This window comes from Pleomorphomonas sp. NRK KF1 (genome assembly GCF_023721755.1).
Taxonomy (GTDB): Bacteria; Pseudomonadota; Alphaproteobacteria; order Rhizobiales; family Pleomorphomonadaceae; genus Pleomorphomonas.
This window is the reverse complement of the sequence record NZ_JAMDLH010000003.1, coordinates 197,532-211,235: the sequence shown is the minus strand read 5'-3', so window position 1 is coordinate 211,235 and position 13,704 is coordinate 197,532. Positions and strand designations below refer to the sequence as shown.

Annotated in this window: 12 protein-coding genes; 7 read left to right on the top strand and 5 right to left on the bottom strand. The window is 65.1% G+C overall.

The genetic code is table 11. From position 1 onward, the window contains the following. Position 1 precedes the first annotated feature (1 nt). Positions 2-1,072 (bottom strand): heat-inducible transcriptional repressor HrcA, encoded by a 1,071-nt coding sequence (gene hrcA / locus M4J39_RS10410; RefSeq protein WP_251727775.1) that lies wholly within the window; start codon positions 1,070-1,072, stop codon positions 2-4. Positions 1,073-1,216: 144 nt separating this feature from the next. Between hrcA and tsaB the strand changes: the two genes are divergently transcribed. Genes tsaB through M4J39_RS10390 form a run of 4 tightly spaced genes read left to right on the top strand, consistent with a single transcriptional unit; the run spans position 1,217 to position 3,674 of the window. Further along, on the top strand, positions 1,217-1,903 hold the full coding sequence (gene tsaB / locus M4J39_RS10405) for a tRNA (adenosine(37)-N6)-threonylcarbamoyltransferase complex dimerization subunit type 1 TsaB (protein ID WP_251727774.1): 687 nt from the start codon (positions 1,217-1,219) through the stop codon (positions 1,901-1,903). After that, on the top strand, positions 1,900-2,394 hold the full coding sequence (gene rimI, locus M4J39_RS10400) for a ribosomal protein S18-alanine N-acetyltransferase (protein WP_251727773.1): 495 nt from the start codon (positions 1,900-1,902) through the stop codon (positions 2,392-2,394). The genes tsaB and rimI overlap by 4 nt, the downstream gene beginning before the upstream one ends. A 48-nt stretch (positions 2,395-2,442) precedes the next feature. Further along, positions 2,443-2,889 (top strand): Fur family transcriptional regulator, encoded by a 447-nt coding sequence (locus M4J39_RS10395; RefSeq protein ID WP_251727772.1) that lies wholly within the window; start codon positions 2,443-2,445, stop codon positions 2,887-2,889. After that, positions 2,886-3,674, top strand: a complete 789-nt coding sequence (locus M4J39_RS10390) for a 1-acyl-sn-glycerol-3-phosphate acyltransferase (protein WP_251727771.1) — start codon at positions 2,886-2,888, stop codon at positions 3,672-3,674. The genes M4J39_RS10395 and M4J39_RS10390 overlap by 4 nt, the downstream gene beginning before the upstream one ends. Positions 3,675-3,692: 18 nt before the next feature. On the opposite strand, the gene M4J39_RS10385 is transcribed toward M4J39_RS10390, so the two are convergent. Next, complete coding sequence (locus M4J39_RS10385) at positions 3,693-4,739, bottom strand: MaoC family dehydratase (RefSeq protein WP_251727770.1); 1,047 nt, start codon at positions 4,737-4,739, stop codon at positions 3,693-3,695. 257 nt (positions 4,740-4,996) lie between these two features. Here M4J39_RS10385 and polA point away from each other — a divergent pair, with 257 nt between their 5' ends. From polA to M4J39_RS10370, 3 genes are read left to right on the top strand one after another with little or no spacing between them, the layout of a single operon-like run. Next, positions 4,997-7,996 (top strand): DNA polymerase I, encoded by a 3,000-nt coding sequence (gene polA, locus M4J39_RS10380; protein ID WP_251727769.1) that lies wholly within the window; start codon positions 4,997-4,999, stop codon positions 7,994-7,996. Beyond that, on the top strand, positions 7,996-8,601 hold the full coding sequence (gene cobO / locus M4J39_RS10375; RefSeq protein WP_251727768.1) for a cob(I)yrinic acid a,c-diamide adenosyltransferase: 606 nt from the start codon (positions 7,996-7,998) through the stop codon (positions 8,599-8,601). Before polA ends, cobO begins: the two co-directional genes overlap by 1 nt. After that, the gene (locus M4J39_RS10370; RefSeq protein ID WP_251727767.1) at positions 8,601-10,070 is read left to right on the top strand and encodes a cobyric acid synthase; all 1,470 of its coding nucleotides are present in this window, start codon (positions 8,601-8,603) and stop codon (positions 10,068-10,070) included. Before cobO ends, M4J39_RS10370 begins: the two co-directional genes overlap by 1 nt. Here the strand turns inward: M4J39_RS10370 and cbiB are convergent. The 3 genes from cbiB to otsB all read right to left on the bottom strand — a co-directional run bounded on the left by cbiB (position 10,051) and on the right by otsB (position 13,676). After that, complete coding sequence (cbiB, locus tag M4J39_RS10365; RefSeq protein WP_251727766.1) at positions 10,051-11,043, bottom strand: adenosylcobinamide-phosphate synthase CbiB; 993 nt, start codon at positions 11,041-11,043, stop codon at positions 10,051-10,053. The genes M4J39_RS10370 and cbiB overlap by 20 nt on opposite strands. 490 nt (positions 11,044-11,533) lie before the next feature. Continuing rightward, positions 11,534-12,919, bottom strand: a complete 1,386-nt coding sequence (gene otsA, locus M4J39_RS10360) for an alpha,alpha-trehalose-phosphate synthase (UDP-forming) (protein ID WP_251727983.1) — start codon at positions 12,917-12,919, stop codon at positions 11,534-11,536. A 28-nt stretch (positions 12,920-12,947) separates the two neighbouring features. Then, positions 12,948-13,676, bottom strand: a complete 729-nt coding sequence (gene otsB, locus M4J39_RS10355; protein WP_251727765.1) for a trehalose-phosphatase — start codon at positions 13,674-13,676, stop codon at positions 12,948-12,950. Between the last annotated feature and the right edge of the window lie 28 nt (positions 13,677-13,704).

Below are 13,704 nucleotides of genomic sequence, written 5' to 3'. Positions count from 1 at the left end.
GCTAGCCGAGAAGGCGACCGACCACACGGGCGGTATAATCGACCATAGGCACGACACGCGCGTAGTTGAGCCGGGTCGGACCGATGACGCCGACGACGCCGATCACCCGCGCCTCCGTGTCGCGATAGGGCGACACCACAAGCGACGAACCCGACAGGCCGAACAGCTTGTTCTCCGAGCCGATGAAGATGCGGACACCCTCGCCAGCATCGGCAAGGCCGAGTAGTTCGATCAGATCCTCGGAACTCTCCAGCTCCTCAAAGAGCGCCCGGATGCGTTCCAGATCCTCGGCGGCCCTGACGTCGTCGAGCAGGTTGGCACGCCCGCGAACGATCAGCGTCTGTGGCCGGCTGCCGTCGGCACCCGACCAGGACGCCAGACCGGCATCGACGAGGCGAGCTGTCAAGGTATCAAGTTCGAGCTTTCGGGCGGCGCGTTGGCGCTCCACCTCGGCGCGCGTTTCGCTGAGAGTGCGGCCGCGGATGCGGGCGTTCAGATAATTTGCCGCCTCCTGCAAGGCGGAAGCCGGCAGATCCGGGGGCAGATCGATCAGCCGGTTCTCGACGGTGCCGTTGTCGCCGACCAGCACGACGATGCCGCGCGTCGGTTCGATGCGCACGAACTCGATGTGGCGGAGCCGCGGATCGGCCTTTTGCGTCAGCACCACACCGGCGCCGCGCGTCAGGCCGGACAGCGTCTGCGAGGCCTCCGTCAGCACGTCTTCAACGCTCTTGCCGATGCCCGACGCCTTGAGACGGCCTTCGATCGCCGATCGATCACCCTCGGTGAGATCGCCGATCTCGAGCATGGCATCGACGAAAAAGCGCAAGCCGAGTTCGGTCGGCAGCCGGCCGGCTGACGTATGCGGTGCGTAGAGAAGGCCCGCCGCCTCCAGATCGGACATGACATTGCGGACCGAGGCGGGCGACAGCGGCGCGGCCAGAAGACGCGATATGTTGCGGCTGCCGACGGGGTCGCCGGTGTCGAGATAAGCCTCGACGATGCGACGGAAGATATCGCGCGATCGGGCGTCGAGTTCCCGCAAGCCGCCCTGTCCACCTGTCGTCACCACGATACCCAAGCTCCCTTAAGGCCTGAGCTAATTTGGCCGCGCCCGTCCTTCGGTGCAAGCCCCGCGCGCGCCCTGGACGATGGGAAGGTGGACGATGCGGCTTCGCTGCTCGACAGGGACCGCCGGTCGGGATAAACGGGGCCGATGCTGACCCTGGCGCTTGACACTGCGAATGACCGGATTGCCGTCGCCCTCGTGGGCGAAGGCAAGGACATGATGCGCGCGGAGACGATCTCGCGCGGCCATGCCGAACGGCTGTTCCCGCTGATCGACGACGTCCTGACAACAGCCGGCGCCGAGATCGAAAGCGTTGGGCGAATCGCGGTCAATGTCGGCCCGGGCAGCTTTACGGGCATTCGCATCGCCGTGGCGGCAGCGCGCGGCCTCGGCCTGGCACTTGGCGTTCCGGTGGTGGGCATCGACGCGCTTCGTCTCATCGCCGCATCGCTCGAAGAGCCGGCTGACGGCCCCATACTCGCCGCCGTCGATGCGCGGCGCGGCGAGATCTATGCCGCTCTCTACGGCCCGAAGGGCGAGGTGCTGGAGCCTCCCTTCGCCGCCGATGCGGAGAGCGTGCTGGATCGCCTGGGCGCCCGCGCCGCCGTCATCGCCGGCTCGGGTGCGGCGATCCTTGCGCATCAGGCGGCGATTTCCGGTTTGCGAGTGCCGCCCGTCGACACGATGTCTGCAACGAACCCGCTGGCCCTCGCACGGCTCGGGAGCGTCGCAGAACCAAACACAGCCGTGCCCCGCCCACTCTACCTCAGGGCGCCCGACGCCAAGCCGCAGCCGCCCGTACCCGGTCTTCTCGCATCAACTCCGACGCCATGAAGCTCTGCGACCTCACGCGCCTGTTCGCCGCCCCTCGTCCGATCTGCGAGCCCGGCCGTGTCACCGACGCCGACGACCTCGCAGCCTTGCACGCACATGCCTTCCGCCATGGCTGGCCGGCCACGGAAATGGAGGCCCTGATCGCCGACCCCACGGTGACCACGATCGTTGCTCGCGAGGGGCGGACGCCCTTTGCTCGCCGGCCGGTCGGGTTCGTCATGATCAGGGCGGCCGCGGACGAGGCCGAGATCCTGACCGTCGCCGTCGCACCGGCCCGACGTGGCCGTGGCGTAGGGCGCCTGATGATGGACGAGGCGATCCGCCGGCTCTATTTCATGCGCATTGCCTCTCTGTTTCTTGAGGTGGACGAGAGCAATGGCGCCGCGCTCGCGCTTTATCGCCGCTTCGGCTTCCGCGAGGTCGGCCGCCGCGCCAACTACTATGCCGGCGGTACCGCGAACGCCCTTGTCATGCGAGCCGATCTCAAATAACCCATATTTGGCCGGCGACGGCGGCCAGACAGTTCGAGGGTACCCGCGATGACCGAGGAAACCACTCCGCTCTCTTTGGAAGAAGCCTGTGCGGCGCGCGGCATGCGCATGACCGAGCAGCGGCGAATCATCGCGCGCGTGCTTGAGCAGGCCGTCGATCATCCCGATGTCGAAGAAGTTTATCGGCGCGCCTCGGCGATCGACAACAACATCTCGATCTCCACAGTCTACCGCACCGTCAAGCTGTTCGACGACGCGGGCATGATCGCCCGGCTCGACTTCCGCGACGGACGTTCGCGCTACGAGCCGCTGCCCGACGAGCATCACGATCACCTGATCGACTTCCGTACCGGCGCCGTGGTCGAGTTCCACAGCGACGAGATCGAGGCGCTGCAGCGCGAGGTTGCTCGCAAGCTCGGCTACAAGCTGATCGACCACCGGCTTGAGCTTTATGGCGTGCCGCTCGACGAAGCCGGCACGGAGGACAAGGCGTGAAACCAGGCCACGTCAGGGCGGCGTTGACGCTGCCGCTGTTTTCCGTGGCCGCTTTCATTCTCATTCTTCTCTATCTGCCGGCTCGGCGATTCCGCTGGCGCCTTGCCGGCTTGCTTCAGATGTTGTTCCATCGGCTGGCGTTGTGGACGCTCGGCATCAGGCTGCACGTCCGCGGGCGGCCGGCGGTCGAACGGCCTCTGCTTCTCGCCGCCAATCACGCATCCTGGATCGACATTTCCGCCTATAGCGCGGTGATGCCGCTGTCTTTCGTCGCCAAGCGCGAGGTGGGCACCTGGCCGCTGATCGGTTTCTTCGCCCGATTGCAGCATTCGGTCTTCGTCGACCGGGCTCGACGCGGAGCCACCGCCGATCAGGCGGACAGTATCGGACGCCGACTGGCCGAAGGCGATGCCATCGTGCTGTTTCCCGAGGGCACCACGTCCGACGGCAACCAGGTTCTGCCCTTCCGCTCGTCGCTGTTCGGCGCCGCCCGCGCCGCCTTGAACGAAGCCGGCATCGAAGCGGTGTTCGTACAGCCCGTCGCCATCGCCTACACCCACATGCTGGGTCTGCCGCTCGGTCGCTCGGGACGCTCGGTCGTATCCTGGGTTGGCGACCAGGACCTTGTGCCACACGCAAAGGAGCTCCTCGCAGCCTCCGACTTCGACGTGAGCATCGTCTTCGGCGAGCCGATCCGTTTCGACCGCGACACCGATCGGAAGAAGGTATCCCTCGAGGCTGAGACGGCCGTTCGCCGCCTGCTGGCCGCGGAACTCAGGGGCTGAGGCGAGATCGGACAGGCGTCAGCGCGGCATCAGCAGCCAAAGATCGAGATCGAGCACGACCGACGGCAGATAGGCGCCATTCTCGTCCCGATCGGGAAAATCGGCCGCCGGCTGATCGCGCGTGCCGACCAGACGGACACGCAGCGCCCCGAGGTCGTCGCGGCCATCGATCAGTTCCTTGCCGACAATGGTCGACCAGGCATGGATGATCGAACCCGTAAACAGCGGCCCGACATAGCGGCCGGCGTTGATGGCCGCGACATGGATGGCGTTGCCGAGACCATTGAACATCAGCGCCCGACCGATGGCCATGACCAGGCCACCGGACACCAGCCAACGGCCGCGCGAGCGCTCATCGGAGAAGGGCAGCGGATGCTGTCGGGCCGGATTGCCGAAGAAGCGGGCGGCCATCATGGTGGTGCCTTCGTCCACGAGGGCGCCGTCGACATGATCGATGCGTTCGCCGAGCTCGTAGTCGCCCCAACGGAAGCGGCTGCCGGAAAGCCCGCTATCCCAGGCGGACAGATCAAGCACGGGCAGGAGAACGCCAAGCGCGTCGGCGGGAACCGCGGCCGGCAGGGGCGGCACCAGCTGCTCGGAGAAGGGCTGCACACCTTCCTCGGTCTTGCGCACCGTCTGCCAGCGGGCAAAATCGATCACCTCGACGCCGCCTTCCTTGTGGCCGGTGGTCCGCAGGTAGACGACGCCGGTTCGTCCACCAGTGTCGCGCAGGCCGATCACCTCGGTTACCGCCGAGATCGTCTCGCCCGGATAGACCGGTGCGAGAAAACGGCAGCCGGCATATCCAAGATTGGCGACGGCATTGAGACCGACATCCGGCACCGACTGGGCGAGCACGATGTTGAAGACCAGCATGTCGTCGATCGGGGCCATTGGATGCCCGACCGCGCGCGCGAAATCGTCCGACGACTGCAAGGCGAAACGGCTGCCTGTGAGAGCCCTGTAGAAGGCGACATCGCCGTCGGTCACGGTGCGAGGACTGGCGTGACGAAAGACCTGGCCAACCCTGAAGTCCTCGAAATACCGGCCGCCGCTACTCTTCATGGCTGCCCCCAACCCGCGAATCGCCACCCATGATGACCGGACAAGCCAAGGTGTCATCCCCGTCGATGGTCGGGGATGGCTCGGCATCGACGCACGCCGGCCAGAAACCGGCGAATGAGTCGATCGGCATTCGCTACCGAACCGAACGCGACCTCCGACGCAGGCTCTGGTGGACATCGACCGGAAAGCGTCAGCAGTGACGACGGGCGATGAAGGCGCGTCTTCACTTCCGGCCGGCGGGCGGGCATAGTCCGACCATGTCGAATGCAGAATCCCCTTCGAGCCCCACCTCGCGTCCGGTCCGGGCCGGTGACCATGTGTTCCTGATCGACGGATCGGGCTACATCTTCCGCGCCTATCATGCGCTGCCCCCGCTCACGCGCAAATCGGACGGCGTGCCGGTCGGCGCCGTCTCCGGCTTCTGCAACATGCTGTGGCGGCTCCTCAAGGAAACCGAGCAAACCGCCGTCGGCGTCAGGCCGACGCATCTCGCGGTGATCTTCGACGCCTCCTCGGTAACCTTCCGCAACGAGATCTATCCTCTCTACAAGGCGCAGCGTCCCGAGCCCCCCGCCGACCTCCGGCCGCAGTTCGGCCTGATCCGGGAAGCCGTCCGCGCCTTCAACGTGCCCTGCGTCGAACAGCTCGGTTATGAAGCGGACGATCTGATCGCCACCTACGCGGCCGAAGCAACCGCAGTGGGCGCCGATGTCACCATCGTCTCCTCGGACAAGGACCTGATGCAGCTCGTGGGCGAGCGCGTCGTACTGCTCGATACGATGAAAGATCGCCGGATCGGCGTGCCCGAGGTGATCGAGAAGTTCGGCGTGCCGCCGGAAAAGGTGATCGAGGTGCAGTCGCTCGCCGGCGACTCGGTCGACAATGTGCCCGGCGTGCCCGGCATCGGCCTCAAGACGGCGGCGCAGCTCATTCTCGAGTATGGCGACCTGGAAGCTCTGTTGGCCGCCGCGACAGGCATCAAGCAGCAGAAGCGGCGCGAGAACCTGATCGCCTTCGCCGAACAGGCGCGCATCTCGCACCGCTTGGTGACACTGAAATGCGACGTGCCGCTTGAGCAGCCGATCGACACGCTCGGCGTCCGGCCGATCATCGGCGAGCGACTGATCGCCTATGCCAAGGCGATGGAGTTCTCGACCATCATTCGCCGCGTGTCGGAGGCGACCGGTGTCGAGCCGTCGAAGGTGGAGCCTGCCGTCGTGCCGGTGACGCACTGGCCGCCGGACGGCGAGGCTTCGTCCGAGGCGGGAGAAGAAGCGGTCGCGTCCGAGGATGCGCGCCCCTCGCTCATCTCGACCGAGACGGCGAGCGAGACGGGCGCCCCTGTTTCGAGAGAGTTCACTCCGGCCGGCCGCGCCGCCGAGGCGCTTGCCCGGATGCAGGCGGTCCCGGTGGACTACTCGGCCTACGAGACGGTCACCGACGTTGCCCGCCTGGAAGCCTGGGTGGCGGACGCCTACGAGGCCGGCCGCGTCGCCTTCGACACCGAGACCTCCGGTCTCGACCCCATGCGGGCGGAAATCGTCGGCGCATCGCTGGCCGTCACGCCGGGCCGGGCCTGCTACATCCCCTTCGCCCACGTCTCGGGGGCCGGCGACCTGCTGGGCGGCGGCTTGATCCCCGGTCAGATCGCCATTCGCGACTTCGTGAGGGTCGTGAAGCCGCTTCTCGAAGATCCGTCGGTCCTGAAGATCGGGCAGAATGCCAAGTATGACTGGGTCGTCCTCAAGCGCCTCGGCATCACCGTAGCGCCGTGCGACGACACCATGCTGATCTCCTATGCGCTCGATGCCGGCCGCATGGGGCATGGCATGGACGAGCTGTCGGAAGTGCTGCTCGGGCACAAGCCGATCGCCTTCAAGGACGTCTGCGGATCGGGCAAGTCGATGATCACCTTCGACCGCGTGCCGCTGGACCGTGCCACCCAGTACGCGGCAGAGGACGCCGACATCACGTTGCGCCTGTGGCACGTGCTGAAACCTCGCCTTGCCGCCGAAGGCATGACCGCCCTTTACGAGACGGCCGAACGGCCGCTCATCGACGTCATCGCCCGCATGGAGATGCGCGGCGTGTCCGTCGACAGGCAGATCCTGTCGCGCCTCTCCGGCGACTTCGCGCAGTCGATGGCTGCCATGGAAGCCGGCATCTTCGAGGTCGCCGGCGAGACCTTCAACATCGGTTCGCCCAAGCAGATCGGCGACATCCTGTTCGGCAAGCTGGGTCTTGCCGCCGCCAAGAAGACCAAGACCGGCGCCTGGGCGACCGGCGCCGACGTGCTGGAAGACCTCGCCGCCGAAGGCCATGAGCTGCCGCGCCGCATCCTCGACTGGCGACAGCTCTCGAAGCTGAAATCGACATACACGGACGCTTTGCCCGGCTACATCCATCCGGAGACCAAACGCGTCCACACCAGCTATTCGCTGGCCTCCACAACGACCGGCCGTCTCGCTTCGTCCGAACCCAACCTCCAGAACATTCCGGTACGAACCGAGGAAGGCCGCAAGATCCGCCGCGCCTTCGTCGCCCCGGCCGGCCGCAAGCTGGTGTCGGCCGACTACAGCCAGATCGAGCTCCGTGTCCTAGCCCACGTCGCCGACATTCCCGCGCTGAAGAACGCCTTTTCCGAGGGTATCGACATTCACGCCATGACGGCCTCGGAAATGTTCGGCGTGCCGGTCGAGGGGATGGATCCGATGATCCGTCGCCGGGCCAAGGCGATCAACTTCGGCATCATCTACGGCATCTCGGCCTTCGGCCTCGCCAACCAGCTCTCCATTCGGCGTGAGGAAGCGGGCGACTACATCAAGCGCTACTTCCAGCGCTTCCCCGGCATCCGCGACTACATGGAGGCGACCAAGCGGCAGGCGCGCGAAAACGGTTACGTCACCACCATCTTCGGCCGCAAGGCGCACTACCCGGAGATCAGCTCGCCCAACCCGTCGATGCGTGCCTTCATGGAGCGCGCGGCCATCAACGCCCCGATCCAGGGTTCGGCCGCCGACATCATTCGCCGGGCTATGGCGCGCATGGAAGCGGCTCTGGCCGAGGCAAGGCTGTCGGCGCTGATGCTGTTGCAGGTGCACGACGAACTGATTTTCGAGGTGCCGGACGAAGAGGTCGACGCGACCATCCCCGTGGTGCGCGCCGTGATGGAAGGCGCCGCCGAGCCGGCCGTGAAGCTCGACGTCCCGCTGGTCGTCGACGCCCGCGCCGCCCAGAACTGGGACGAGGCGCATTGATGAGCGACGCAGATGCCGAACGCCACCGGCTGAAGATGGCGAAGCGCAAGGCGGTGCAGGATGCGGAGGTGGCCTCGAAGACCATCACCGAAAAGGGACTGCTGATCGTCAACACTGGTCCCGGCAAGGGCAAGTCGACCGCGGCCTTCGGGCTTGTCGTCCGCGCCCTTGGGCATTGCTGGAAGGTGGGCGTGGTGCAGTTCGGCAAGGGCGGCTGGGAAAGCGGCGAGCGGCGCATATTGGAGGGCTTTCCGGGCGTTTCCTGGCACACGCTGGGCGAAGGGTTCACCTGGGAAACGCAGGACAGGGCGCGCGACGTCGCCGCCGCGCAAGCCGCCTGGGCAAAGGCGACGGCGCTGATGGACGATCCCGCCGTTCGCCTGCTCATTCTCGACGAGCTCAACATCGCGCTCCGCTACGAGCATCTGCCCCTCCTTGAAGTGGTCGACCGGCTCAAGGCAAGGCGGGCCGACCTCACCGTCGTCGTCACCGGGCGCAACGCCAAGGCCGAGCTGATCGAGGCGGCCGATTGCGTGACAGAGATGGTCGCGACCAAGCATCATTTCGCGGCTGGCGTTAAGGCGCAGCCGGGGATCGAATACTGATGGTCAGCCGGCTGATGTTTCAGGGCACGGGCTCGGACGTCGGCAAGTCGCTGATCGTCGCCGGCCTCTGCCGGCTCTATGCCCGTCGAGGCCTCCGGGTGCGGCCTTTCAAGCCGCAGAACATGTCGAACAACGCCGCTGTGACAGCCGACGGTGGCGAGATCGGCCGGGCGCAGGCGCTGCAAGCCCGCGCCGCCGGCGTCATGCCATCGGTCCACATGAACCCGGTGCTGCTGAAACCGCAGTCGGAGATCGGCTCGCAGGTGGTGGTGCAGGGGCGCGTCGTCGGCAACGCCCGAGCGCGTGACTATCAGGCGATGAAGCCCGACCTGATGCCGGCCGTTCTCGACAGCTTCGCGCGCTTGTCAGCGGACGCCGATCTCGTGCTGGTCGAGGGGGCCGGATCACCGGCGGAAGTCAACCTCAGGGCCGGCGACATCGCCAACATGGGCTTTGCGCGGGCGACCGATACGCCCGTCGTGCTGATTGGCGACATCGACAGAGGCGGCGTGATCGCCAGCCTTGTCGGCACCAAGGCAGTGATGGCGGAAGACGACGCGGCGCTGGTTGCCGGCTATCTGATCAATCGCTTTCGCGGTGACGTCTCGCTGTTCGATGCCGGACTGACGCTGATCACCCGGCATACGGGATGGCGCTCCTTCGGCGTGGTTCCCTATTTTCCGAAAGCCAACCGCTTACCAGCCGAAGATGCCTTGGGGCTCAAAAGCCGTCACGAGGCCGGCCGCGACGGAGATCGCAAACGCATTGTCGTGCCGGTGCTGCCGCGTATCGCCAACTTCGACGACCTCGATCCGCTTCGTCATGAGCCCGGCGTCGAGGTGATCCTCGCCGAAGCCGGCCGCTCCCTGCCGAGCGCCGATCTCGTGCTTCTGCCCGGCTCCAAGGCAACCATCTCCGACCTTCTCGAACTCAAGGCGGAAGGCTGGGATATCGACATTCGCGCCCACGCCCGGCGAGGGGGCAAGGTGCTCGGTCTCTGCGGCGGCTACCAGATGCTCGGGCGGAGACTGCTTGACCCCGAGCGGATCGAGAGCGACGTCGAAGCCATCGACGGCCTAGGCCTGCTGGATGTCGAGACCACGATGACCGGCGACAAGCGCCTTCGACCGGTGAGCGGCACATCGATGCCCGACGGCACGCCTTTTTCGGGCTATGAAATGCATGTCGGCGCAACCGTCGGCCCGGATCGCTCCAGACCGTTCGCCCGCCTTTCGGATGGTGGTGACGAGGGTGCGACCTCAGAGGACGGCAATGTGGCCGGAAGCTATTGTCACGGCCTGTTCGCCGGCGATCGACAACGGGAGCGGTTGCTCCGCTGGATCGGGGCCAACCCGTCGGCGCTTGCCTATGAAGCGGAAGTCGATCGGGTTCTCGACGGTCTCGCCGACCATCTCGCCGCCCATCTCGATGCTGACGGTCTTCTCGACCTCAGCCGTAGGCCAGAATGACGAGGCCAAGCCAGACCAGCGCCAGCAGGGCGAAGATCAGCAACAGAGCCCGCCGATAGAGCCTCAGCGCGCGGTCGATGTCGTAGGCATTGACCTCGGCGCGGCCGTCGCCCATCCAGGCATCCTCGACCCGCGCCTCGCCGTAGACCTTGGGACCGTTGAGTCGCAGGCCGAGAGCGCCCGCCATCGCCGCCTCGGGCCAGCCGGCGTTCGGCGACTTGTGTCGGCGGGCGTCACGATCGATCGCGCGAACGGCCGCAGCCGCCGAGGCGCCGTCGTCGGCGAGCGCCGCCGCCACGATCGCCCAGGCGGTGATACGGGATGCAGGCAGGTTGACGAGATCGTCGAGCCTGGCCGATGCCCAGCCGAAAGCGAGATGGCGCGGCGTCTTGTGACCGATCATCGAGTCGGCCGTATTGATGGCCTTGTAGGCGGCCGCTCCCGGCAGTCCCAGAACCGCCATCCAGAACAGAGGCGCCGTCACCCCGTCCGAGAAGCTTTCGGCAAGGCTTTCGATGGCGGCACGACAGACGCCGGCGGCGTCGAGATGGGCCGGATTGCGTCCGACGATCCGGCCAACGGCAAGACGCCCTGCCTCAAGGCCGCCTTGGCGCAGGGCATCGGCGACAGCGGCAACGTGAACGTGCAGGCTTCGGGCGGCCAGCAGCGTCGAGCCGACGACGGCGGCTATGCATGGGCCGGCGATGGGGCCGGCAAGTCCGGCCAGCGAGCCGATCGCCGCGGCAACAAGAGCGCTCGCGACGACGTTGATCACGGCGGTCAAGACGCCGTTTAACCGCCGCCGGTCGTCATCAAGATCCTCGCGATTGAGCGTGCGGTCGAGAAAGCCGATCAGCGCGCCCATCCAGGTCACCGGATGGCCGATCTGCCGGAAGAGGAGATCGGGATAGCCAATCACGGCTTCGAAGCCGAGGGCCAGAAGAGCGATGACGAGGAATTCTATAGGCGCCATATCAGCGTTGTGCCCGGAGCAATGGCCGTTCGAGAGCAATTCGGAGTCAGCGGGTTCACCCTAGAGCATTCGCCGACCAAATTGAAACATTTGGTCGTCCAGCGAATGCTCCAGATTCATTTGCTGGAGCACCCGCCGATCAGGTCGATTCAACCTGATCGACGGGTGCTCTGGACTTCGCTATCTCCCGTTCCCATGCAAGCGCTAACGCGAAATCGCATAATCCCCTGGATTTGCTTTCCGGCGAGGAGTGCGGCGGTTCGGACCGGGCGGTTCGACCCTGAGATTGCGTCCTGTAATACGGTCTCTGTGGCAATCGTCAGAGGCGGGAAAACTGGGTGCAATCGCGGCCTCGGATATGACCGAGGCCGCATGCCAACGTGCTCTATTTCTTTGTTTTCACGCGACTCCGGACGCAGAAACCGGTTCCCGCTTTTGCTGGAGCTGCTCGAAGCGCCAAACCGCGCAACCGGCTACCCATCAGGCTCCGTTATCTTGGAGCGTTCAGCGCTGCCAGGAAATCTTCGCACCAATGGTTGACGTCGTGAGTAAGGAGATGATCCATCATTCCCCGCCAGCGCTCTCGCCGCTCGTCGAGCGGCATGGACAGCGCTCGTTCGATGGTGCGCGCGGTCATCTCGCTGTCATAGGGGTTGATCAGCAGCGCCCCTTTGAGTTCCCGCGCCGCCCCCGCGAAGCGTGACAGCACGAGGACGCCCGGATCTTCCGGATCCTGCGCGGCCACATATTCCTTCGCGACCAGATTCATCCCGTCCTTGAGCGGCGTCACCAGACCGACGTCGGCCAGGCGATAGAGGCCGGCCAACACCGAGCGACCGAGCGACTGGTTGATGTAGCGCGTCGGCACCCAATCGGCAGAGCCCAGCGCGCCGTTTACCCGTCCGATCAGTTCGGCCAACTGCTTCTGCATGGCGGCATATTCAGGCACATCCGAGCGCGACTTCGGCGTCACCTGCAGGAAGCTGATGTTGCCACGACGCTCAGGATGCTCGATGAGCAACCGTTCGTAAGCTTCGATGCGGTGGGTAATGCCCTTGGAATAGTCGAGGCGATCGGCGCCGATGATCAGCTGCTTGCCGGTGAGACTGTTCTTCGTGCTCTCAACCAGTTCGTCGCCGCTATCGGCCGCCTCGGCGAGACGGGCAAAATCGGCGGTCTCAATGCTGATCGGGAAGGCGCCGGCCTCGAACGTCCGATCATAGGCGCGAAACGTACGCTCGCCGACCGGGCCGCCAACGTTCTCGCGACGGAGGCACTCGCTGAAATTTGCCAGGTCAAGATCAGTCTGGAAGCCGAGCACATCGTAGGCGCACAACGCTTTCAGCACCCGCTCATACACCGGCATGGCGATCAGAATGTCGGACGGCGGCCAGGGAATGTGCAGGAAGAAGCCGATCCGACAGGTAACACCGCGCTGTCGCAGCTCCTCTGCCAGGGGAATGAGGTGGTAGTCGTGGATCCAGACGACGTCGTCCTCCTGAAGCCGCGGCGCCAGAAGATCGGCAAAGAGCCGGTTGACCCGAAAATAGCCGCTCATTTCCTTGCGGGCGTATTCTGCAAGGTCAAGTCGGCTGTGAAAAATCGGCCAGAGCACACGGTTGGCGAAACCTGCATAATACTCGTTGTAATCGGTCTCGCTGAGATCGGTAAGCGCATAGGTTATGCCCTCGATCTCCATTTCTTCGAGCTGTTCGGTGCCCGCCTCGGTCTGCACCTTGCCCGACCATCCCATCCAAAGCCCCCCGCCCCGTTTCCGGAGAGCGGCGTGCAAGGCGACGGCAAGGCCGCCGGCTGGAGGATTGCCATCCTCGTCGGGCAGTGGGACGCGATTGGAAACGATAACGAGACGGTTCATCATTTGATCTTTCATCTGCAAGAGTAGGTCAAACGGTCGCCGCCTTGATCAGTTCCCTCACATGCTCGGGGGAGTTCAACCTGGTCGTCGCCTTCGTCTGGCACGCCTCATTTCCAATTCTGACCGAGAGACCGCCCAGATCGTTGACCGCTTCGAACATCGATTCGTCCGTTACGTCGTCTCCGAAAACGATGGGGCATCTTCCCTTGAATGGCTGCCTTTGCATAAAGCGGGCGACTGCTTCTCCCTTATCGGCCCGTGGCCTCAGTTCGATCACCATCTTGCCGGTTTGCAGGCCATATGCCGACCCTGCCATTGCCTGAGCCCGGTCCATCAATGTTGCGACTGTGTCGGCCGCCGCGGGTGACTGCCGATAATGGAGAGCGACGGCCGCGCCCTTATCCTCGAAGCCAACGCCAGGGAGCGGTGAGGCCCAATGCTGAAGCATGGCCTTGACCTTGGAAAACTGAGGATCTGCCGGCGGCCGCATTGTATGACCGTCGCGCTCTCTCCATTCGGCGCCATGCAGGCCGGCAATGGCGAAGCGGTGAGGAGCGAACAACCGGTCAACGAAATCGATGCCGCGCCCGGTGATGAGTGCCAGTGCGCCGCCGACGATCCGTTCAAGCTTCAGAAGGTCGTCGAGTAGAAGGTTTGGGACCACCACACCGTCAGGAGTGGCTGCAATATCGATAAGCGTTCCGTCTACATCAAAGAAAACTGCCCAGTCCCGGGTGTGCGCCAGAAACTCATTCATGGTTGGCGCCGGTGCAACGTGAGTGGCT